At 63.8% G+C, this 22191-nt stretch carries 22 protein-coding genes; 12 read left to right on the top strand and 10 right to left on the bottom strand.

The genetic code is table 11. The features are described 5' to 3' along the window. Window positions 1-2: 2 nt before the first annotated feature. The 6 genes from NKH16_RS21110 to NKH16_RS21085 form a co-directional block, all read right to left on the bottom strand. Window positions 3-989, bottom strand: coding sequence for an ABC transporter permease (locus tag NKH16_RS21110; RefSeq protein WP_352456242.1), 987 nt, complete (start codon window positions 987-989; stop codon window positions 3-5). Beyond that, window positions 986-1966 (bottom strand): ABC transporter permease, encoded by a 981-nt coding sequence (locus tag NKH16_RS21105; protein ID WP_023675830.1) that lies wholly within the window; start codon window positions 1964-1966, stop codon window positions 986-988. The genes NKH16_RS21110 and NKH16_RS21105 overlap by 4 nt, the downstream gene beginning before the upstream one ends. Continuing rightward, window positions 1963-3504, bottom strand: coding sequence for a sugar ABC transporter ATP-binding protein (locus tag NKH16_RS21100; RefSeq protein WP_352453283.1), 1542 nt, complete (start codon window positions 3502-3504; stop codon window positions 1963-1965). Before NKH16_RS21100 ends, NKH16_RS21105 begins: the two co-directional genes overlap by 4 nt. A gap of 80 nt (window positions 3505-3584) precedes the next feature. Continuing rightward, on the bottom strand, window positions 3585-4709 hold the full coding sequence (locus NKH16_RS21095) for a sugar ABC transporter substrate-binding protein (protein ID WP_352453282.1): 1125 nt from the start codon (window positions 4707-4709) through the stop codon (window positions 3585-3587). Window positions 4710-5003: 294 nt separating this feature from the next. After that, window positions 5004-6032 (bottom strand): HTH-type transcriptional regulator GntR, encoded by a 1029-nt coding sequence (gene gntR, locus NKH16_RS21090; protein ID WP_352453280.1) that lies wholly within the window; start codon window positions 6030-6032, stop codon window positions 5004-5006. Window positions 6033-6204: 172 nt separating this feature from the next. Next, window positions 6205-7437, bottom strand: coding sequence for an MFS transporter (locus tag NKH16_RS21085; RefSeq protein WP_352453279.1), 1233 nt, complete (start codon window positions 7435-7437; stop codon window positions 6205-6207). Window positions 7438-7612: 175 nt separating this feature from the next. On the opposite strand from NKH16_RS21085, the gene NKH16_RS21080 reads away from it, so the two are divergent. The 5 genes from NKH16_RS21080 to NKH16_RS21060 all read left to right on the top strand — a co-directional run bounded on the left by NKH16_RS21080 (window position 7613) and on the right by NKH16_RS21060 (window position 11368). Then, window positions 7613-7900: a DUF3175 domain-containing protein gene (locus tag NKH16_RS21080; RefSeq protein WP_352453278.1), complete on the top strand. Its 288-nt coding sequence runs from the start codon at window positions 7613-7615 to the stop codon at window positions 7898-7900. 119 nt (window positions 7901-8019) lie between these two features. Beyond that, complete coding sequence (gene iolE, locus NKH16_RS21075; RefSeq protein WP_352453277.1) at window positions 8020-8931, top strand: myo-inosose-2 dehydratase; 912 nt, start codon at window positions 8020-8022, stop codon at window positions 8929-8931. Between the two features lie 200 nt (window positions 8932-9131). Beyond that, window positions 9132-9338 (top strand): LacI family DNA-binding transcriptional regulator, encoded by a 207-nt coding sequence (locus tag NKH16_RS21070; RefSeq protein ID WP_352453276.1) that lies wholly within the window; start codon window positions 9132-9134, stop codon window positions 9336-9338. 4 nt (window positions 9339-9342) lie between these two features. Further along, window positions 9343-10809 carry a rhizopine catabolism transcriptional regulator MocR gene (gene mocR, locus NKH16_RS21065; RefSeq protein WP_352740684.1) on the top strand — a complete coding sequence of 489 codons (1467 nt, stop codon included), beginning with the start codon at window positions 9343-9345 and terminating at the stop codon, window positions 10807-10809. A gap of 193 nt (window positions 10810-11002) precedes the next feature. Beyond that, window positions 11003-11368, top strand: coding sequence for a GFA family protein (locus NKH16_RS21060; RefSeq protein ID WP_352465253.1), 366 nt, complete (start codon window positions 11003-11005; stop codon window positions 11366-11368). A gap of 31 nt (window positions 11369-11399) precedes the next feature. On the opposite strand, the gene NKH16_RS21055 is transcribed toward NKH16_RS21060, so the two are convergent. Further along, window positions 11400-11843, bottom strand: a complete 444-nt coding sequence (locus NKH16_RS21055; RefSeq protein ID WP_352465254.1) for an SRPBCC family protein — start codon at window positions 11841-11843, stop codon at window positions 11400-11402. A 169-nt stretch (window positions 11844-12012) separates the two neighbouring features. Continuing rightward, window positions 12013-13257, bottom strand: a complete 1245-nt coding sequence (locus tag NKH16_RS21050) for a DegT/DnrJ/EryC1/StrS family aminotransferase (RefSeq protein ID WP_352748979.1) — start codon at window positions 13255-13257, stop codon at window positions 12013-12015. 362 nt (window positions 13258-13619) lie between these two features. Here NKH16_RS21050 and NKH16_RS21045 point away from each other — a divergent pair, with 362 nt between their 5' ends. The 5 genes from NKH16_RS21045 (at window position 13620) to NKH16_RS21025 (ending at window position 18756) form a co-directional block, all read left to right on the top strand. Beyond that, window positions 13620-14543 carry a polysaccharide deacetylase family protein gene (locus NKH16_RS21045; RefSeq protein ID WP_352901631.1) on the top strand — a complete coding sequence of 308 codons (924 nt, stop codon included), beginning with the start codon at window positions 13620-13622 and terminating at the stop codon, window positions 14541-14543. After that, window positions 14540-15508 carry a rhizopine catabolism ABC transporter substrate-binding protein gene (locus NKH16_RS21040; protein WP_023675817.1) on the top strand — a complete coding sequence of 323 codons (969 nt, stop codon included), beginning with the start codon at window positions 14540-14542 and terminating at the stop codon, window positions 15506-15508. The genes NKH16_RS21045 and NKH16_RS21040 overlap by 4 nt, the downstream gene beginning before the upstream one ends. Before the next feature lie 148 nt (window positions 15509-15656). Continuing rightward, a complete protein-coding gene (locus NKH16_RS21035; RefSeq protein WP_352901667.1) occupies window positions 15657-16772 on the top strand; it encodes an ABC transporter permease in 1116 nt (371 codons plus the stop codon). Between the two features lie 32 nt (window positions 16773-16804). Next, window positions 16805-17617 (top strand): ATP-binding cassette domain-containing protein, encoded by an 813-nt coding sequence (locus NKH16_RS21030; RefSeq protein WP_023675815.1) that lies wholly within the window; start codon window positions 16805-16807, stop codon window positions 17615-17617. 32 nt (window positions 17618-17649) lie between these two features. Next, window positions 17650-18756 (top strand): Gfo/Idh/MocA family protein, encoded by a 1107-nt coding sequence (locus tag NKH16_RS21025; protein WP_352901628.1) that lies wholly within the window; start codon window positions 17650-17652, stop codon window positions 18754-18756. Window positions 18757-18784: 28 nt separating this feature from the next. Here NKH16_RS21025 and NKH16_RS21020 read toward each other — a convergent pair whose 3' ends face one another. Next, on the bottom strand, window positions 18785-19558 hold the full coding sequence (locus NKH16_RS21020; protein ID WP_352901625.1) for a FadR/GntR family transcriptional regulator: 774 nt from the start codon (window positions 19556-19558) through the stop codon (window positions 18785-18787). 30 nt (window positions 19559-19588) lie between these two features. Beyond that, on the bottom strand, window positions 19589-20590 hold the full coding sequence (locus NKH16_RS21015) for a LysR family transcriptional regulator (RefSeq protein ID WP_352901622.1): 1002 nt from the start codon (window positions 20588-20590) through the stop codon (window positions 19589-19591). 110 nt (window positions 20591-20700) lie between these two features. On the opposite strand from NKH16_RS21015, the gene NKH16_RS21010 reads away from it, so the two are divergent. Both NKH16_RS21010 and NKH16_RS21005 read left to right on the top strand, forming a co-directional pair. Then, on the top strand, window positions 20701-21315 hold the full coding sequence (locus NKH16_RS21010; protein WP_352708110.1) for a nitroreductase family protein: 615 nt from the start codon (window positions 20701-20703) through the stop codon (window positions 21313-21315). Beyond that, the gene (locus NKH16_RS21005; protein WP_352901619.1) at window positions 21312-22169 is read left to right on the top strand and encodes an EamA family transporter; all 858 of its coding nucleotides are present in this window, start codon (window positions 21312-21314) and stop codon (window positions 22167-22169) included. Before NKH16_RS21010 ends, NKH16_RS21005 begins: the two co-directional genes overlap by 4 nt. Window positions 22170-22191: the final 22 nt, after the last annotated feature.

Raw genomic sequence — 22191 nt, 5'->3', positions numbered from 1 at the left:
GGTCAGCGGCTTGCCGGCGCGCGGCCATAGAGCAGCAGCATGGCGACGATGACGACGCCGTAGATGATCTGCCGTCCCGCCTCCGGCATCTGCATGACAGAGAGAATGGACTGCAAGAGGGTGATCAGGATTACCCCGGCGACGGTGCCGAGATAGGAGCCGCGCCCGCCGAGGATCGAGGTGCCGCCGAGCACCACCGCGGCGATCGACGGCAGCAGATAGGCATCGCCCATCGACTGTGCCGCCTTGGAGGCATAGCCGGCCAACAGCACGCCGCCGAAGGCGGAGAGCCCGCCCGAAACCGCAAAGGCGATCATCACCACGCGCCTTGTATCGATGCCGGAAAGATAGGCGGCACGCTCGCGATTGCCGATGCCGTAAACGGTGCGGCCGAAGCCGGTGCGGGTCAGCACGAACACCATTGCGGCGCCGATCAGCGCCCAGATGAGGACGGCGTTGGGCACGGCAGGAACGGCAAAGCCGGTCGCCAGATAGCGCATCGCACCAGTCGCTGAATCCTGCGGCGAGAAACCGCCCGTGTAGACCACCATCAGCCCCTGCGCGACGGCGTTGGTGGCAAGCGTGATGATCATCGAGGGAATGCGCAGATAGGCGACGCCGATGCCGTTGACGATGCCGATCAGAACACCGCAGAAGATGCCGAACGGAATGGCAAGCGCCACGCCGACGGTACCGTATGCGGCCGCGGCGCAGGCCATCATGGCGCCGGCCGCCACCGACCAGGGCACCGACAGGTCGATCTGGCCGAGCAGGATGACCAGCATCATGCCGGTCGCGATGACGCCGAGAAACGACGCCACCTTGAGCTGCTGCAAAAGGTATTCAGGCGACAGGAAGCTGCGCGAATAGAGGCTGCCGAGGAACAGCAGCAGCACGATACAGGCGAACGCCGTCAGCACCGCCGGGTCGGCGCGGCGGAGGAATTTCGGCATGCGGCCGGCGAGACCACTCACAGTCGTTTCGCTCACAGGAACCACTCCAGCCGGTTGCGGACCCGAAACAGGGCGAACGCGCCGAGGCTGACCGCGATCAGCAGAATGACGCCCTGGAACAGGGGCTGCCAGAGCGGATCGAAATCGAAGACGAACAGCAGGTCGCCGATGGTGCGGAAGGCAAGCGCGCCGAAGATCGCGCCGATGGCGCTGCCCTTGCCGCCGAACAGCGACACGCCGCCAAGCACGACCGCGGCGATCGAAAACAGCGTATAGGCGTTGCCGCTGGCATAGGCCGCATCGCCGGTATAGGTGAAGAACGTCAGGAACAGCCCGCCGATCGCGGCAAGCAGACCGGCAAGCGCATAGGCGGCGAACTTTCCACGCCGGATCGGCACGCCGGACATGTAGGCCGCCATCTCCGAGGAGCCGGCTGCATAAGCGGCGCGGCCTAGCACCGACCGGCTGAACGGCACCCAGACCACGAGCACGACCGCCAGCAGCGTCACCAGACTCGCCGGCACAAAACCAAACAGGCGCCCGGTCAGCGCATCGGCGAGCCCTTCATTGACCGAGCCGCCGGGAAACGGCCGAAGCAGCAGCGCGATGCCGAAATAGACCGCGCCGGTGGCGATGGTGGCGACGATCGGCTGCAGGCGTCCATAGATAACGATCGCACCGTTGATTGCCCCGCACAGCAGCCCGGTGCCGAGCACGGCGAGGACGCCGAAGGCGGTCTCGATGCCGGTGCCGACGACCAGCCACGAGGCCAGGCAGTTGGTCAGCGTGAAGATCATACCGACCGAAAGATCGATGCCGGCGGTGATCACCACCAGCGTTTGCGCCATGGCGACGAAGGCGAGCAGCACGCCCTTGTTCGAGGCCGTTTGTACGACGTTGGCGGTGAAGCCCGCCGGATGGTTCGAGGTGTAGATGACGAACATGACAACGAAGATGCCGAACGCCAGCAACGTTCCGCGCTGTTCGGCAAGCCAGTAGCGCCAATCCTTCACGCGCCCGCTCCTTGCCTTGGCATCTCTTCGTGAATGTTGAGCGCGCTGGCGATCAGCGCCCGCTCGGTGATTTCGGCGCCGACCAGTTCGCGCTTGACCGCGCCATCATAGAGCACCAGCACGCGGTCGCAGCAGCCGATCAGCTCGTCATAGTCGGTCGAATAGAAGAGGATCGCCGCACCCTGGTCGGCAAGCTTGCGCATCAACTGGTAAAGCTCCTGCTTGGTGCCGACGTCGATGCCGCGCGTCGGGTCGTTAAGCAGGATGATGCGCGGCTGCCGCATCAGCCATTTGGCGATGACGACCTTCTGCTGGTTGCCGCCGGACAGCGCGCCGACCGAAATGTCGAGGCCGGCGGTTTTGATCGCCAGAAGACCGACCATGTCGTCGATCAGCCGCTGCTCGGCGGCGCGATCGATGATGCCGGCCCTGGACAGCCGATCGAGGGCGGCAAAGGAGAGGTTTTCGCGCACCGTCATCGGCAGCATCAAGCCTTCGGTCTTGCGGTCCTCCGGGATCAACGCCATGCCGATCCGGTCATCGCGCGCCGCGGCCGGGCTGGCGATCGCCACCGGCCTGCCGTCGATCAGGATCTGGCCCGACAGGCCACGCAGCACACCGAAGAAGGCGAGCAGCAATTCGCGCTGGCCCTGGCCGTCGAGGCCGCCAAGCCCGACCACCTCGCCCGCCCCGACCGATAGCGAGACATCGTGCAGCCGATCCGTCCAGGACAGGCTGCGCGCCTCGAGAACCGGCGTGGCTGCGGCAGCCGCCCGCGCGGGCTTGGGCGGAAAGATGTGGCTGTATTCGCGCCCGATCATCAGCTCGACGACCTCGTTGTCGCTTTTTGTACCGGCCGCGTAGCTGGCGACATTGCGGCCATTGCGGAACACCGTGCACTGGTCGGCCAGCTCGGCGATCTCGTTCATGCGGTGCGATATATAGAGCAGCGCCAGCCCTTCCGAACGCAGCCGCTTCAACACGGCAAAAACCCTGGCGACGTCAGCCGCGGTCAGCGCCGAGGTCGCCTCGTCCAGGATCAGGATGCGTGGCTTGCGCGCCAGTGCCTTGGCGATCTCGACCATCTGCCTTCTTGAAAGAGGAAGATCCTTGACCAGCGCCAGCGGATGGATATCGGAGGCGCCGGCGCGAGCAAGGGCTTCTTCGGCGATGCGGCGCTGCGCCTTGCGGTCGATCATGCCGAAACGCTTCGGCGGATCGGAAATGACGATGTTGTCGGCAACGCTGAGTTCGGGGACGAGCGACAGCTCCTGGAAGATGCAGACGATGCCGGCCTGGTTGGCGGCGGCCGGCGAAGCGAAGGTAACTTCGCTTCCGTCCAGCATCATGCGGCCCTCGTCGGGCGCAACAACCCCCGCCATGACCTTGATCAGCGTCGATTTGCCGGCGCCGTTCTCGCCGAGAATGGCGTGGATGCTGCCTGGAGTGACCGACAGTTCGGCCTTCTCCAGCGCCCGCACGCCGCCATAGCGCTTGGATATGCCTTCCATGCGGAAGAGCGGAACCGCACCGTCCATCGGCCCTCCCCAGGCGCTTGGCAATCAGGATGTCGAGCGCCGACGCCGCGGGATCTCCCGCGGCGTCGGGCTGTCGGAGTTTACTGGTTTTCCTTGCTCTGGCCCATGATTTCCTGCGCCGTGAAATTGATGCCGCAGGTCGGGAAGGAATTGCCGACGAAGAAATTGTCGGATTGGTCGGGGAAGTAGTCCTGGCCTGCCTTGAAGTTCGGATCCTCGACGATCGCCAGCGGCAGCTTGACCGCTTGCGGCACGACCTGGCCTTCAAGTGCTGCAATCGCCGTCTTGATGGCAACCGCGACCTGCGCCGGGCCGGTACCGGCCGACGAGCATTTCAGGCCGTCAGCGGCGAACTTGGCGCAGAATTTGCGGAAGCCGTTCTCCGTCTCGCCGCCGAACGGCACGAACGGATGCTTGGCATCGATCATCGCCTGCACGATGCCGGTATCGCCGCCCTGTCCGGTAATGCCGTCGAAGGGGCCGTTGGTGGCAATGGCATCGGCCGTAGCCTTTTGCGCAACGCCGTCATCCCACTTGCCGACGACCTCGGTGACGTCCCATTTCTTGCCGGAAGCGTCGAGAACCTCGTGGATGCCGTTGTGGCGATCGGTGTCGACGGACGTGCCGGCGACGCCGCGCACTTCCAGCACCTTGCCGCCGTTCGGCACGTGCTTGACCAGCCAGTTGGCCCACAATTCGCCAAGGCCCTTCTGGTCGACATTGACGTTGATGGCATCCTTGGTGTCGAGGATGTTGTCGAAAGCGACCAGCACCACACCGGCTTCCTTGGCCCGCTTGATGACCGGGCCGAACGCGGTCGGGTTCTGGGCGTTGACGACAATCGCGTCATAGCCGGAATCGATGAAATTATTGATTGCCGAAATCTGGGCCGGCACGTCCTCGCCGGTCGAGACCACTTTGAATTCCTTGAGCTTGGCCGCGACCGCCGGCTGCGCTGCATAGGCCTTCGCCGTCTGCACCATCTGGATGCGCCATGTGTTGGCGATATAGCCGTTGGCCAGAGCGATGCGGTACGGGCCATCTTTCTTGGGGAACTTGAAGAACTGCGTATCGGCCGACCAGGGCGCGAAGCAGTCAGGCTCGGCCGATGGCCCCTTGACGATTTCAGGATCGGCGATCGCCGACGAGCTCAGCATGACAAAAGCAGTGGCGGCAACGATACCGCCAACGAGTGACTTGATCATCGATATTCCTCCCAGTTGCAGTTTGTTTGTTGTTACGCCGATGAATTTGCGCGTTTCCGGCCCGGCACCTCCCGCCGTACCCGTCGCGCGTTCAGGTGGCCGAATGCCGACCCGATCCCCTCCTTTGCTGCCCGGCTAGTCCCACAAAAACTATCATATTATACATAATAAACAAGCATGAGCTGTCGCTTATGTATAATAAACAGCCCCCATCTTCTGAGCGAAGTACCGCCCGGCGACAACTGGTAGCGCTACCATGACGTAGTGTAAAGCGCCATTGCGTCGAGGCTCGCTTCAGCGCGCCGTGCTCTCACGTCGCTTGAGTTCGAAGCCAAGGTCGACGACCCGCTGCTCTGGCCTGTTGCCTTCGATAGCCGCAAGCGCCATGGCGACCGCCCGCCGGCCGATCTCGTAGCGGTAGGTCCGAACGCTGGTGACCGACGGAAAGGCCACCTCCATCATGTCGAGATCGTTGAAGCCGACGATGCCGATCGTCTTCGGCACGGCGATCGAAGCGCGATGGCATTCGAACAGCACCCCGAGGGCGATATCGTCATTGTTGCAGAACACCCCATCGAGGCTCGGCACCTTGGCCAGCGCGTCACGGAACAATTCGCGGCCGAGGGTGACGCTGGAGGGCACCGGCGTCGTGGTGGTGAGCCTCGGATCGAACAGGCCGGCCGCCTCCATCGCCGCGCGATAGCCGGCAAGCCGCCGCTGCGAACGCGGATCCATGCGCGCACCGATGAAGCCGATCCGGCGATAGCCTGCCTCGATCAGATGTTCCGCAGCCGCCTTGCCGCCCTCGAAATGCGAGAAGCCGACCATCATGTCGACCGGATCGGGCCCGGTCTCCATCACCTGCACCACCGGACAGCCTGCCGTTTCCAGCAGTTTTCGCGAGGCCAGCGTCTGGTCGATGCCGGCCACGATCAGCGCCGCCGGGCGTTGCGGGCCAAACACCTGCAGCAGCCGCTCTTCCTCGAGGCCGGAATAGTGGGTGTTGCCGAGCTGAATCCGGAAAGGGCCGTCCGACAGGCTGTCGTAGATGCCGCGCACCACTTCGGCAAAGACGTTGTTGGTAAGCGACGGCACCAGAACGCCAAAGACCTCGGCGCGCGCCGAAGCCAGCGCCCGCGCATTCGGGTCGGGCACGTAGCCGAGCTCGTTCACGGCCGACTCGATCTGGCGGCGCAGATCTTCCGAGACACGCCCCGGCTCACGCAGGGCGCGCGATACGGTAATGGCGCCGACGCCGGCCTTGCGGGCGACATCGGCGATGGTCGGGCGGCCGCCGCCGCGGCGCGAGCGCGGCTTGATCACCGTACTCGTCCGGACGCCGGGCAACCGCCCACACGCGACCGTGAAACGATGTTCAGCGTTTTTGAAACTGCTGCCATGCCAAACTGGCCCGTTGCCACACCTTGCTGGCGTCGCGCAGCCTTCGGCTGTTGTCAAGCGACGGCCGGAGAGACTGTATCCGTACCGCTGTGCTTCAGGCCGCCACAGCAGCGCTGCGCCGGGCCTTCCACAGCAGCAGCACCATGGCCAAAATATTCAGCAGGTTCCAGGCAATGCCGTTGAGGAACGCGGCGGCATAGGAGCCGGTCAGATCGTAGATCCAGCCCGACATCCAGCCGCCGATCGCCATGCCGAAGATGGTCGCCATCATGACGATGCCGACGCGCTGGCCAGCCTCCTTGGCTGGCATATATTCGCGCACGATGATCGCATAACAGGGCACGATGCCGCCTTGCGACAGGCCGAAAACCAGCGAGACGACATAAAGCGAGGCAAGCCCGTCGAACGGGATATAGAACAACAGCGACAGGCATTGCAGCACCGAGCCGATCAGCAGGGTTTTCACACCGCCGATGCGATCGGCAAGGAAACCCGAGCCAAGCCGGCTGACGACGCCCGCCGCCAGCATGATCGACAGCATATCGGCGCCATGCGCCACGCCGTAGCCGAGATCAATGCAATAGGCGACGATATGGACTTGCGGCATCGACATCGCCACGCAGCAGCCGAGCCCGGCCACGATGAGCAGCGCCTGCAAGGCCGCCGGCGACAGGGAGATCGGCTGAACCACGCGGCTGCCCGGCGATCCCGGAGCCGCCCGGGGCGGTGCGCCGCGCCGGAGCAGCAGGATCAAGGGCACCATGGTGACCAGGCAGACAACGCCGATCGCGGCATAGGTGAAGCGCCAGCCCTCGGTCTGCATGACATAGGGCATCGCCGTCGGCCAGATCGCTCCGGCGAGATAGTTGCCGGATGCCGCAGCCGTCACCGCGACGCCGCGGCGCCGGTTGAACCAGTGCGAGATGTCGGCGATCAACGGCCCGAAGATCGCCGACGAGCCAACGCCGACCAACAGGCCCTGGACGAGGGTGAACTGCAGGATCGAACTGGTCAGCGACGCCAGCAGGAAGCCGGCGCCAAGTGTAATCGCGGCAATCAGCGCCGGGATCCAATACCCCATGCGGTCGATGGCGCGGCCGAACAGCACATTACCGGCGGCAAAGCCGACCATGGTCGCGGTGTAGGGCATCGAGGCAGCGGCGCGATCGACGCCGAATTCTACCTGCACGGCAGGCAGCACCACGACCACCGCCCACATGCCGACCCCGCCGATCGTTGCCAGCAGCATCGAGATGCCCAGCCGTATCCAGGCATAGGCACTGTCGATGCCGGAACTTCCTGCCTGGCTTGAGACGATTGGGGTCAAGAGCGTTTCCTGTCCGCAGTTCTTGAATCGGCGGTTCTGACCACTATCGGCGCATTCGCATCGCCGAGCAGCGCCACGACAGGCAAATCCGTGGCTCCAGGGATTCGGGCCGAAGTGGAACAGGGGTGCGCCATAAGGCGTTTTCCCGGCAACGACCTAGTGGAAGGAGTTTGCCATGACCGCGCAACGGAAATGGTCCGCCGACGTCACCGAGCACAGCGACGCGCTGGACCTCGAGGAACACATCTTCGAATCCCACGATCCCAAGAAGATCGCCGCCTCTTTGAAGCGATCGGCCGAGCACAGCGACCGACGCAAGGCAGGGCCGTTTCAATCCGCCATGTCGATGCTGAATTTCTACATCAACCGCGCCGGCAAGAACCTGCCGGCGGCGCAGAAGAAAGTGCTGGAGGACGCCAAAGATGAACTGCGCGTCCTTTTTGGCCGCCCAAAGGAAGACTAGAATCGGTCACCATTAATTGGTTCTGCCAAATTCGGCTGAACTGGACCTAGTGACAGGGCCTCTTTGTCGCCAGTCTGCAGGCTCGGCTTGTATTCCCAAGCCCGCAAAAGCCTGGCGTCATGACGGTCAAGATCGGCATCAATCCCATCACCTGGAGCAATGACGACGTTCCGGCGCTTGGCGGGGATACGTCCTTGGAGACCTGCCTGTCGGAAACAGCGCTGGCCGGCTACCGCGGCACCGAACTCGGCGGCAAATTTCCGCGCCAGGCTGAAGTGCTTGGGCCGCTCCTGTCTTCCTATGGCCTGGAACTCGTCTCCGGCTGGTACGATGGCCGCATTCTCGACCGCACGGTCGACGAGGAATTCGCGGCGATTACCCCGCATCTGACATTGCTGCGCGACCTCGGCGCCAGGATCGTCGTCTACGCCGACACCTCGCGCGGTCGCCATGACGGCATTTTCGCACCGATCTCCGAGCGTCCGCGCCTCGCCGACAGGGACTGGCCGTCCTATGGCGAGAAACTGACCGCCGTCGCCGACCGCATGGCTGCATTCGGGGTCGGCATGGCCTTCCACCACCACATGGGCACCATCGTCGAGACGGACGATGAAGTCGACAGGCTGATGGCGGCGACGGGCCGAAGCGTCGGCCTTTTGTTCGATACCGGCCACTGCCTGTTTTCGGGCGGCGACCCGCAATCGCTGCTGCAACGGCATCTCGACCGTATCGTGCATTTCCATTGCAAGGACGTTCGCAGGGCGGTGCTGGAACGGGCACGCCGCGAGGACATGAGCTTCATGGCGGCGGTAATGGACGGCATTTTTACCGTGCCCGGCGACGGCTCGGTCGATTTCCTGTCATTGCTGAAACCCCTCGCCGCGCGCGGCTATGAAGGCTGGCTCGTTGTCGAAGCCGAGCAGGATCCGGCCAAGGCGCATCCGCTGACCTATGCCAGCAAGGGCTATTTCTCGCTGCTCGCCACCGCCCGCGAGGCCGGCTTCGAAGTGGCGACGCGGCAGGCAAACTGACCGGCCTGCACTTGCGAGCCGGGGAACACAATGGGCGCGCGCCTCGATGGGGTTAGCGACGCGAAAGCGCCCGGCGATCCGCGCCGCCTTGCTCCCTGCGCGGCGCGGATCGCAGAATCCCGGCTCTGGATTGCAAACCCTGACTTTCAAGCTTGAGGCCGGCCGGAAGCCGTGCCTTGATGCAACCGAGGAGGAGCGATATGGCTTTCGAAGCTGCGCTTGGCATGGAACGGCTTTGCACCATCCGCGAGATTGCCGAGAAGGCGGAACTTGGCGCCGCCACCGTGCATCGCGCGCTGAAGAACAGCCGCGAGATCCGTCCCGAAACCAGGCGGCTGGTGCTCGACACCGTCTGCCGGCTCAACGAGGAAAAGATCGCCCGCGCCGCCCGGTTCGTCGGGGGATAGTGCCTTGCCCGACCACATGCGCCTTTCCCTCGACATCATGTCGGTCGACCGCGCTTCGGAAGAACCGATGCATCGGCAGATCTACGGCGCCTTGCGACGCTTCATTCTTGACGGCCAGATCCCGCAGAACACGCTGCTGCCGTCGACGCGCTCGCTGGCCGAAGATCTGAAGGTCGGGCGCAACACGGTCATCGCCGCCTATGACCAGCTCCTTGCCGAAGGTTTTATCGAGGCGCGTGCCGGATCGGGCACCTGGGTGGCGCCGATCCAGCAGAACCGCCCCTTGGCATCCCTGCGCGCCGGACTGGCAGCGCCGCAAAAGCTGTCGCGGCGCGGTCAGACCATCGTCAACGGCCCGCAACCGCCGCGTAATGCCGGCGTCATCAATTTCCATCCCGGCGTGCCTGAAACGGCATCGTTTCCGTTCACCATCTGGTCAAGCCTTCTGGTGCGCAATGCACGCAGCCGCGACGATAGTCTGCTTGGTTATCTCTCCTTTGCCGGTCACCCCGGCCTGCGCCAGGCCATTGCCTCGACCATCGGCCTGTCGCGCGGCATCAGTTGCACCGCCGACCAGGTGATCATCGTCACCGGTGCGCAGGCAGCGCTCGATCTGGTCTCGCGCGTGCTGATGGACGAAGGCGACCATGTCTGGATGGAAGAGCCCGGCTATCTCGGCGCCAAAAGCGCCTTTCTCGCCAGCGGCGCCAAGCTGGCACCGTTGAAGGTCGACCGGCGTGGCTGGCATCTTGCCGATCCGGAGCTGCCGCCGCCGCGGCTAATCTATGTGACGCCATCCTGCCAATGGCCGTTCGGCACCATCATGCGCATCGAGGAGCGGCTGCAACTGCTCGACATCGCCGAACGCAACGGCGCCTGGATCGTCGAGGATGACTATGACGGCGAATACCGGTTCCGCGGCCGGCCGGTGCCGGCGCTGCGCGGGCTCGACCATGCCGACCGCGTCGTCTATATCGGCAGCTTCGGCAAGACGCTGATTCCGGCGCTGCGCATCGGTTATCTGATCGTGCCGCGCGAATTGTCGGTTCCGTTCGACCGGGCGGTGAGCATCACCGGCCAGTTCGCGCCGCTGATCCTGCAGGCAACGGTCAACGACTTCATCATGCAGGGCTATTTCGCCACGCACCTCAAGCGCATGCGCCGGCTCTACGCGCGCCGGCAGGCGAACTTCGTCAAGCTGTGCCAGGAGCATCTGGCCGAATGGCTGATCGTCACGGAAAACGATTCCGGCATGCAGCTGCTGGCGAGCTTCGTCAGGCCCTATAAGGACAGCGACGTGGTCGCCGCCGCCCTCAAGGAGGGGCTCGACGTTCAGGGCATCTCCATCAACTATCATTCCACTGAGCCCGAGCACGGCCTGCTGCTCGGCTATGCGGCGATGGACGAACGTCAGATCCTGCGCGCCGTTCTGGCGTTGCGCGCCGCGTTCCTAAGATTGGATAGAAGCTAGAGCCAGGCTCTCCATCTCGTTCACCGCGGGGTTGAGTCGGTCGCCCGCAGTGATTAGGAATATGGGGCGTCGGTGCTTGTTTTCGGCGTTCGCGCAAAGCGCGCTTCCCAAGGCCGAACCTCCCCGAAAACCAGAAGCATGCCCACCGCCGGTATTGGCGGGCAACGCATTCATCTGAACCATGAGGATTGCCATGAGAACCGCATCCTGTGCCTGCGGGCAACTGAGGATCTCCTGTAACGGAGAGCCGCAGCTGGTCGCACAGTGCCACTGCCTCGACTGCCAGAAACGGACCGGCAGCACATACGGCGTCGCCGCCTTCTTTGCGCGCGACAAGGTAGAAGCCGAAGGCGACGCCAGTACCTACAGGCGATCAGCTCGGAGCGGCCACCATGTCACTTTCCATTTCTGCCCGGGCTGCGGCTCGAGCGTCTTCTGGGAGCCCGAGCGAAAGCCTGAATGGATCGCCGTCGCGGTCGGCTGCTTCGCCGATCCCGCCTTTCCGGCCCCGGCGCATGTTGGGTGGGAAGACCGGCGTCATCCCTGGGTTTCCGGTTAGCGACGCCAACCCGCCAGCGCAGCGCTTTACCTTACTGGTTGATCTCGGGTTCAACGAGCTTCGCCAGATTTCGCAGCGACTCCTGCCAGCCGAGATAGCAGGCCTCAACCGGGATGGCGTCTGGGATACCTGCCTGCGTGATATTCACTTCGGTGCCGACCGACACTTTCTTCAATGTCACGGTCACCTCGATCTCGCCGGCCAGGTTGGGGTCGTCGAACCGGTCGGTGTAACGCAGTCGCTCATTGGGCACGAGCTCGACATATTCGCCGCCGAACGAGTGGCTGTCGCCGGTGGTGAAGTTGCGGAAGGACATTTTGAACGCACCGCCGACTTTCGCCTCGAAGTGATGAACCGTGCAGGTGAAGCCGTTCGGCGGAAGCCATTTCGCAAGTGCATCCGCTTCAAGGAACGCGCGGTAGACTTTCTCCGAGCTGGTTGTCAGAACGCGGTGCAGCCGTACGGTGCCGGGCATATCGTTAATCCTCCGTGTTGGTGATCGATGCCCCCTAGGACGAGCGGAGCCCGGCCTATCCGACACGGGCCCGCGGATTTTTTGGCGGCCGGTTATGCCGGCCGGAATCCTCGGCCGGCCACCGGACAAGGAACTCGACCGCAGGGGAGCAAACCGCGCCGGATCTGGTCTAGTTCACACTGTCGAACTTCTGCAGATCAACCGGTGCCGCCTTGCGCAATTCGATATCATCGAGCGAAGCATTCTCCAGCGCCACCCGCGCCGCCGCGTCGATGTTGTGGATCATGTCCTGAATGTCGGTATCGCTGTGCGCCGGGTTCATGGCGACCATCACGGTGCGGTTGAGGATGTCGAGCGAGCGCTTGCCGAGGTCGTCGGGATAATCCAGCCGCAGGCCCTGGTTCTCGGGCAGTGCGTAAGGATTGAGCGCCGGGTGATGCGCCCCTTCATGCATCAGCACCTGGTCCCACTGGGTGAAATTGTGACGGCCGGTCTTGCCGGCAACGACGCTCGGAATGGTCTTCGAAAAAGTCTGCGCCGCCTGCTCGCTCGGCAGCAGGTACATCACCTGTGCGGCACAATCGTCGTCCGCGCTGTTCATCGGCGACGGCGTCAGCCCAAGATTGCTAAGGTGGCGGGTACCGGCCAGCACCGTCTTCTTCTCGACCCGCATCGCCTCGATGATGCCGTCCAGCCGGTCGAGTTGGACGTTGAGCATCGCCCCCATCAGTTCGGAAGCACGCGCGCCGATGCCGGCGAAGGGTTTGATGCTGTCGCTTCTGCCCTGCCAGTAGAAATGGCAAGGGTCGATGGCGCAGCGCGCCCGCTCCGCCACTTTCGGGTCGCTGGTGGCGATACCGCCGCCCTCGCCCGAGGTCATGTTCTTGAAGTAGTTGAAGGAATAGGCGCCGGCATGGCCGATCGAGCCGAGCTTGCGGCCCTCATAGCCGCCGCCGATGCCTTGGCAGACATCCTCCAGCACCAGCAAGCCGCGCTTGGCAGCAATGTCCATGATCGCATTCATGTTGCAGGCCGCGCCCCACATATGCACCGGGATGACCGCCCTGGTGCGCGGCCCGATGGCATCGCGCAGGGCGATGGGATCGATGGTCAGGCTCTCGTCGATGTCGACGATGACGGGAATGGCCCCGACCGACAGCACCGCGGTCGCTGTCGCCATATAGGTGTGCGCCGGCACCAGCACTTCGTCCCCCGGGCCGATGCCGAGGCCGATCAGGCCGGCGGCGAGCCCATAGGTGCCGCTGGCGGCCAGCGCGAAATGCTCGACGCCAAGATGCTGCGCATAGCGGGCCTCGAAGCGGTCGCATTCGCTGTCCTTGCCGTAACGAAACAGCGCGCCCGAGCGGATCACCCTGGCAATGGCTTCGATTTCCTCTTCGCCGGCGGTGTACATGACAGGCCTCCAGTCACTTGATAATGTGGGTCACTTGATAATGTGGTCGCTTGATGGTGTGGACAGCTGTAGGCTTGTCGGCACGGTTTGAAAGAACCACTCCGCCGCTATTCGACCAAGCCATCTGCGCCCGGAAGACGGTTCCTATGACTGGTTTTGAACCGTGATTGGGGAAATCGGTAGCTAAGTGTCTCAGCCGGCAGGCAAATCGTACCCATCCGAATTCGCCAAAGTGGCCCTGTCGGAAACCCAGCTTTCGGCGTTCCATTCCGGCCAGTTGGGCAAACGGTTGGTTCCATGAAATACGGGACACACTTTGGAAGACCCTCGAAACCGGCGTGCCGGCGGAAAGGCGGCCGTTCGTGAACGCCGCCGGCTCCAGCAAACGGATCGTGCTCCACGAGGACGATGTCGGCATGTGCCACGGCGCCAACAGCGCCTTCCTCGAATTGAGCGGGCTGGGTGTCTGCAGTTCCGGCGCGGTGATGGTGCCGTGCCCGTGGTTCCTCGAAATGGCCGAAAGCGCCGCCGCCAACCCTGCCCTCGACCTTGGCGTCCACCTGACGCTGAACAGCGAGAAGCAGCACTACAAATGGCGGCCGTTGACCGCGCCGTCGCGGGCGGCCGGCCTGACCGACGAGTTCGGCTTCTTCTGGCCGGATGTGGCGACCACGCGCCGCAAGGCGGTGCCGCAGGCGGTCGAGGCCGAGCTTCGCGCCCAGATCGACACCGCCTATCGCGCCGGCATCGACGTCACCCACCTCGACGCGCATATGGGAGCGGCATTGTCGCCGGAATTCTGCAACATCTACATCAAGCTCGGGCTCGAATATCAGCTGCCGGTGCTGCTGACCAAGACGCTGTCCGCCTATTCCCCCAACGACAATCTGGTCGGCGTCACCGAGGAGGCGTTCCAGCGCGGCGTGGCGCTGGCCCGTGCCGGCGGCTTTGCCATTTTCGACGCCGCCATCCAGACGACCTGGGGCCGGCCGCGCTCCAGGCCGATCGAGCCGGCTTACAAAGCGCTCATCGACGGTTCGCGACTGGCTCGCCGCACAGCCGATCGACGTCATCGGCATGAAGCCGTTGCGCGAGGAGCTTCGCGCAGCGCTCTCGGCGGGGCGATCATCAACAACAGCCCGCGGCAACACCGCGGACGAACAGCGATCGGCGTCGGCAAAGGCCCGCAAAGCGGCCACCCGATCCGCAACGTGAGCCGATCGTCGCGGCCGGAAAACGGCGCCAGAGGGATTGGAACTGCAACGACAAATGGGAGAATAAGATGAAAACGCTTCTGAAAGTGGCATTGGGCGCCTTCGTTTCGGCGGGCCTGATGACGGGTATCGCGCATGCCGCGGGCCTCAAGGATCCGAAGGACGTCCGCATCACCTTCGTAGTGCATGGGTCGGCATCCGATCCCTATTGGTCGGTGGTCAAGCGCGGCGTCGATGACGCGGCCGCCCTTACCGGTGCCAAGGTCGAATATTACGCGCCGCAGGTCTTCGACGTGGTCGAGCAGGCCCGGCTTCTCGACGCCGCTATCGCCACCAAGCCGGACGGTATCGCCGTCTCCATCGCCGACGCCAATGCGCTCGGCAAATCGGTCAAATCCGGGCTTGCCGCTAATATTCCCATGGTGGTTCTGGATTCCGGCGAAAAGGAAGGCGCCGAGCTCGGCACGACGCTCTATGTCGGCACCGTTTCCGAATATGATTCCGGCAAGAAGGCCGGCGAGCGGCTGGCCAAGGAAGGCACGCTCAAGGTCGTCTGTATCAACCACGAGGTCGGCAATGTCAGCCTCGACCAGCGCTGCCAGGGCCTCAATGACGGGCTGAAGCCCTCCGGCGGCGGCACCGAGGTTCTGGCCGTGGCGCCGGATCCGGCCGACATCCAGCGCCGCACCGAGGCCTATCTGTCGGCGCATCCCGACACGCAGGCCGTCTTTGCGCTTGGCGCCACCGCCGCCAACCCGCTGATCCCGATGTTTCGCGACAAGGAACTGTTCGGCAAGCTCAAGCTCTACACATTCGACATCAGCCCGGAGGTCCTCGATTCGGTCGTGGCCGGCGAAATGGGCTTCGGCATGGACGCCCAGCAATATCTGATGGGCTATCTGCCGGTGATCTATCTGGTCGAGCAGGCGACGCACGGCTTCTGGCCGCAGAACAACGCCTATACCGGACCGCTGTTCATCGACTCGCCGGAAAAAGCCAAGGCGATCCTGGCGCTCGCCAAAGAGGGCATCCGCTAGGCAAGCGCTCCGACGGAACGGGAGAATGCGCCAAGCGCACTCCCGATCCGTTCGAAGATTGCGAATTGAGCGATTGGAGAGCCTAATGGCGGTCGTGGAAGACAAGGCTATATCTCCGGGCGAACTGAAGGCGACCGACCGCTTCGGCATGACGTCGAAGCGGGCCGCCGGCGCCGACGAGCGGCTGGCCAGCACCGGCAAGCTGACCCAGTGGCTGCGCCGGCCGGAAGCCGGTGCCGCCGGTGGGCTGCTTGCGACGATCATCATCTTTGCGCTGCTGCCGGGCGCGGCAAACCTCTATTCGCTGCAGGGATCGATGACATTCCTGACGCTGTCGGCGGAGCTCGGCATCGTCGCCACCGCGGCAGCACTCCTCATCATCGCCGGCGAGTTCGATCTTTCGGTCGGCTCCATGGTCGGCTTTGCCGGTGTCGTCATCGGGCTGACGGTGAAGTACTGGGGCCTGCCGCTATGGGGCGGCATCGCCTGTGCCTTCGCCGTTGCCATCCTCACCGGCTATCTCAACGGCCTGATCGTGGTGAAGACGCGCCTGCCCTCCTTCATCGTCACGCTCGCCACGCTCTATATCCTGCGCGGACTGTCGATCGGCATCACCCGCGCCGTCACCGGCCGCACGCAGATCCCCTACATACTCGAAGGCGCACCGGACCCGGCAACGGCCGGCATTTTCAACGGCCATCTGCTCACCGGCCTGCTCCACTGGATGGGCGCGCAAGGCTGGATCGCCACCCGCAGCGACGGCATTCCCTTCGTCGCCGGCATTCCGATGTCGATCGTCTGGTGGCTCGGCCTGACGGCGCTGGCCGGCTACGTGCTTACCCAGACGAAATACGGCAACTGGATCTTCGCCACCGGCGGCGACCTGATCGCAGCCCGCAACGTCGGCGTGCCGGTCGATCGCGTCAAGATCAGCCTGTTCGTCTACACCGCCTGCGCGGCGACGCTGCTTGCCACCATCCAGGTGATGGAGGCGGGCTCCGCCGACACCACGCGCGGCCTGCTCAAGGAATTCGAGGCGATCATCGCCGCCGTCATCGGCGGCGTGCTCCTCACCGGCGGCTACGGCACCGTCTATGGCGTGCTGTTTGGCGCGCTGATCTTCGGGCTGGTGCAGATGGGCATCTTCTACACCGGCATCGACACCGACTGGTTCAAGGTCTTCCTCGGCATCGTCATCCTGATGGCCGTGCTGGTCAACAACTACATCAGGCTGAAGGCGCTCGGCCGCGGAGGTGGCAAATGACCGAACCGGCCCAAATGACCGAACCGGCCCAAATGACCGAACCGGCAATGGAACTGCGCGGCGTCAGCGTCAATTTTGGCTCGGTGCGCGCGCTCCAGGACATCGACATCAAGGTCTATCCGGGCGAGGTCCACTGCCTGCTCGGCGACAACGGCGCCGGCAAGTCGACGCTGATCAAGGTTTTGTCCGGCGTCTATCGGCCGAGCAAGGGCGAAATCCTGGTCGACGGCAAGCCGGTCACCTTCCGTAGCCCGCGCGACGCGCAGGAACTCGGCGTGGCAACGGTTTTCCAGGACCTCGGCATGATCTCGCTGATGTCGATCACCCGTAACTTCTTCCTCGGCCGCGAGCCGACCAAAAGCAGCCTGCCCTTCTCGCGCATCGACAAGGAGCGCGCCAACACCATCGCCAGGCAGGCGATGGCCGATATCGGTATCGACGTGCGCGATCCGACGCAAGCCGTCGGCACGCTGTCGGGCGGCGAGCGCCAGTCGGTGGCGATCGCCCGCGCCGTGCATTTTGGCGCGCGCGTGCTGATCCTCGACGAGCCGACGTCCGCACTCGGCGTCCACCAGGCGGCGATGGTGCTGAAGTTCATCATCGAAGCGCGCATGCGGGGTTTGGCCGTGATCTTCATCAGCCACAACATCCACCACGCCTATCCGGTCGGCGACACCTTCACGCTGCTCAACCGCGGCCGCAATCGCGGCACCTACGCCAAGTCCGAGATTTCGCGCGACGAGGTCATCTCGATCATGTCGGGCGGCGAGGACCTGAAGGCGGTCGAGGCGGAGATTGCCGGCCTGCTCGCCCAGATCGGCAACCGGCCGCCTGCGGCGCCTTGAGCTGACAATCGGACATTGCGGGGAATAATCCAATGAGCAGGTTACGCGTCGGGGTCGTCGGCGCCGGCATGATCTCGCAGGTCGAGCATATCCCCAATCTGCTGCGCCTCGGTGAATTGTTCGAGCTGGTCGGGGTCGCCGATCCCTCGAGGATTTCGCGGCAGTTCGTCACCGACACCCATGGCATTGCCAATTTCGAAACGATCGACCAGCTCCTCGACCAACACCTCGACGCGGTGGTGATCGGCTCGCCGGACCCGCTGCATCACGAACAGGTGCTGGCGGCGCTGGCGCGCGGCCTGCATGTCTTTTGCGAAAAGCCGCTCTGCTATTCGCTGGCGGAAATCGCCGAGATCATCGCCGCGCGCGATGCCGCCAGGAAAATCGTTCAGGTCGGCTATATGAAGCGCTTCGACCCGAGCTACCGGCTGGCGCTCGCTTCGCTGTCTGGAACATCGGGCACGCTGCGCGCGGTCTCGGTGGAGGTAAACGATCCCGACGCCTGGCCGTTCATCGCCCATCAGCCCTACAGGCGCGGTACCGATATCCCAAAAGACATGGTCGCCACTGTCGCCGCCAAGCAGAAGCGCCAGGTCGAAGAGGCCGTCGGCGTGCATCTGACCGATCTCGCTTTCCGTGGATTTACCGGCGCTTACAGCTCGGCCTTGATTCACGATGTCAATGCCGTCCATGGCCTGCTCGATGCGCTCGGCGTGCCGGACGGCGAGGTCGTCGGCGCGCAGATCTTTGCCAATGGCGACGGCGGCCAGGGCGCCGTCAAGTTGCTGGACGGGCAGGCGCTGTGGACCATGACGCATCTCACCGTGCCCAAGCTCGCCGACTACAAGGAGCGGATCACGCTGTTCTTCGACGATGCCAGCCTCGAGCTCGAATTCCCCTCGCCCTGGCTCAACCATCATCCGACCCGGCTGACGGTGACGACCTCGGACGGTCACACGCTGTCGAAGAAAGATTTGCGTGCCGGTTACGCCGAAGCCTTCGTCGAAGAGATGCGTGGCTTCTGGGCAGCGATCGTCAGTGGCGATGCCGTCGTCAACCCACCCGAACACGCCGCCCGCGACCAGGCGCTGCTGATCGGGCTGACCCGGCGGCATCTCGCGACCGCACCCTTCGATTGAGCGCTAAAACCCTGATGCCGAACGGCCGTTACCTGGACTTGATGACGCTGTCGGTATTGGCCAGCAGCTTGCGCACCGCATTGCGCGCCGCGTCCGGCCGCTGCAGCCGGATGCTCTTCTCGATTGCCTCATGCAGCCTCTGCGCATGCTGCAAATCGTCGAGTTCACGGGTGGTATAAGCGAACAGATGATCGAATGCCGATTCGATCAGCACACCGAGCGGCACCAGCAGATCGTTGCCCGAGGCCCGCAGGATGGCGAGGTGAAAACGCGTGTCGGCACGGGTCCGCTCCTGCAGGTTCGTCGCCTCGCCCATCTCGCGGCAGGCCTGGCTGATCTCGGCCATCTGCTCGTCGGTGCGCCGCATCGCGGCAAAGGCGCTAGCCTCCGGCTCGATGATGTGGCGGAATTCCTGCACGGTCCTGAGGAACACCTCGCGGTCCGGCGAGGTCGCATACCAGGCCAGCACGTCGCGATCGAGCAGGTTCCAGCGTTCCTTCGGCTCGACCCAGCTGCCGATCTTCGGGCGTGACGCCAGCAGGCTCTTCGCCATCAGCATTTTTATGGCTTCGCGGACCGCCGAGCGGCTGACGTCGAAGGTCTCGGACCATTTGGCCTCGTTGGGCAGGATGGTTCCCGGCGGATAGTCGCCGCGCACGATTCTCAGCCCGATTTCGTTGGCCAGCGACGCGTGCACGCTCGACCCCGGCATGCGCGCCGCATCGGCCCGGCGAATACCGCTCGTGCGCTCGGCAGACGCCTCGGCCGCTGTCTTTCCCTTATTCGGCTTCGCGTCCCGCATAGCTCCACAAAGTCCGGATTTGGAGGCGTGTCAAGGAGATGAAATCGACGGCAGTGTCTCAGTTTGAATTTCCGCATCCGTCCCCTTGCGGACACCGCGCTTTGCCGAGCGTTCAGGCCGGAGAGGTATGAACGACTTCTCTTTGTTCCGACTGAATTCCTCGATCAGGAAATCAAGGAAGACGCGGATTTTCGGGGCAAGATGTTGCCGTGCCGGATAGACCGCATACAGTGTGGTTTCGACCTTGTTCCAGTCATCCAGAGCCGATTGCAGCCGGCCTGCTTTCAGGTCGCTCTCGACATAGGGATAGGGGATCAGACTGACGCCGAAGCCGGCGCGCAACGCATCGCGCACAGCAAGGCTTGAGGAGACCGAATATCGTCCGTCGACGGCGATCCGCTCGGTGCGGCCGTCCTTGCGGAACTCCCATATGTCCGCATGCCCCGAAAGGCTGAACCGGATGCAATTAGCCATCTTCAAGTCGGAAGGCGTTTTAGGCCGACCATGCTGCTCAAAATAAACCGGAGCTGCGCAAAGCACATGCGGCATGACCGCAAGCGTTCTCGCGACCAGGCTGGAATCCTCAAGATTGTCGCTGCCGCGAACGGCAAGGTCAAATCCCTCCCGCACGATATCGACGCGCCTGTCATCAAGGTGCAGATCGAGTTTCAAATCGGGATAGCGCGATAGAAACTCGGGAATGGCAGCCGAAAGCCGTGTCAACGTGACAGTCATCGGCGCGCTGACCCGCAACGTGCCGCTCGGCGCCGTCTTGATCGGACCGAGGACCTGGTCGGCCCTGGCCAGCGCATCGAGCCCATGCGTGACATGCTCCAGATAAATCCTGCCTTCTTCGGTCAGGGCCATGCGCCGCGTCGTCCGGTTGATGAGCCGCACGGCCAGATGCGCCTCCAACTCGGCGATGTTCTTGCTGATGGCGGGGGGAGAGAGACCGAGCCGCCGTCCAGCTTCGGCAAAGCTGTTCAGTTCCGCCACCTGGCGGAAAACCTGCAACGCCGTCAGGCGATCCATCGCACCATTCTCTTCCAGTAAATAATGTCTTGCAATTGTTGCATATTATCGCTCCTTGGTAAATTCTCTATCTGCTTCCCGAACGACTTTCTCAGTTTCGGAATGACATGATGACCAACCCCGCAATTTCCCTTATCGAGCGGCGCATGTCGGCCAATCGGTTCGATGCCTCGCACGAATTGACGGACGCCGAGATCGAGGAGCTGGCACGTCTCGCAACGCGCGCGCCAAGCGCCTACAACCTTCAGAATTGGCGGTTCATCGCGGTGCGGACGCCGGAGGCAAAGGCACGATTGCGCAGCCTCGCCCATGGCCAGGCCAAGGTGCAGGAGGCAGCCGTCACCTTCATCATCTGCGGCGTACTGCCCGACCACGCTGCCCTCGATGCCAGGCTCCGTCCGTTCGTCGAAGCCGGCTTCATGCCGGCGGATATGGCTTCGGGGTGGCGGGAGGGCGCCCGCGCCCAATATGCCGATCCTCTAGCGGCCCGCGACGAAGCCGTGCGCTCGGCAACGCTTGGCGCCGCAACGCTGATTTTCGCGGCCGAAGCGCTGGGGCTCGTCTCCGGTCCGATGGCAGGCTTCGATGCCGAAGGCGTGGCCCGCGAGTTTGGCCTTGCGCGCAATGAAATGCCGGTGATGCTCATCGCGGTCGGCCGCGCCGCGCCCGGAAACTGGCCGCAAAAGCCGCGCCGCCCTCTTGCCGAAGTTCTGGAAATCTTATGAAGACGCACCGTTCCGATCTGCTGCTTACAGCCATCGCACCGGCGATATGGGGCAGCACCTATATCGTCACCACGCAGTTCCTGCCGAACTTCTCGCCGATGACGGTCGCAATGCTGCGAGCCCTGCCCGCCGGATTGCTGCTGCTGGCGATCGTTCGGCAACTGCCGATGGGCATCTGGTGGCTGCGCAGTTTCGTCCTCGGAGCCCTCAACATCTCGATCTTCCTGAGCATGTTGTTTGTCGCCGCCTACCGGCTTCCGGGCGGGGTCGCGGCGACCGTGCTGTCGGTCCAGCCATTGATTGTGATTTTCCTCGCTGCTGCCCTGCTTGCCAGCCCTGTCCGCCGGTTGGCGATCGTCGCCGCCCTTGTCGGGATCGCCGGTGTCGCGTTGCTGGTGCTGACCCCGAACGCGACGCTCGATGCGGCCGGCGTTGCCGCCGGCCTAGCCGGGGCGGCCTCAATGGCCTTCGGAAGCGTGTTGAGCCGCAAGTGGCAGCCGCCAGCATCGCTGCTCGCCTTTACGGCATGGCAACTGACTGCCGGTGGTCTCCTTCTCGTTCCGGTGGTCCTGCTTTTCGAACCACCCATCCCGTTCCCGACCGCGGCCAACCTGCTTGGGCTGGTGTGGCTCGGCCTGATCGGTGCGGCGCTGACCTATGTCCTCTGGTTCCGGGGCATTGCGCGACTGGAATCCGCAGTGGTGTCATCGCTGCTTTTCCTCAGCCCGGTGACCGCCGTGCTGCTCGGATGGGTATTCCTGGATCAGACGCTGACCTTGCCTCAAATCGCCGGCGTCGTTTTCGTCATCGGCAGCATCTGGCTGGCTCAACGCCCCAAGCGCAACGAGGCCTGAGCCTGATGCATGTCGCGCAAAA

Origin of the sequence: Mesorhizobium sp. M1307 (genome assembly GCF_040318155.1) — a bacterium.
Taxonomy (GTDB): Bacteria; Pseudomonadota; Alphaproteobacteria; order Rhizobiales; family Rhizobiaceae; genus Mesorhizobium.
Note: the sequence above shows the minus strand (reverse complement) of the source record. Positions and strands in the feature narration are given on the sequence as shown.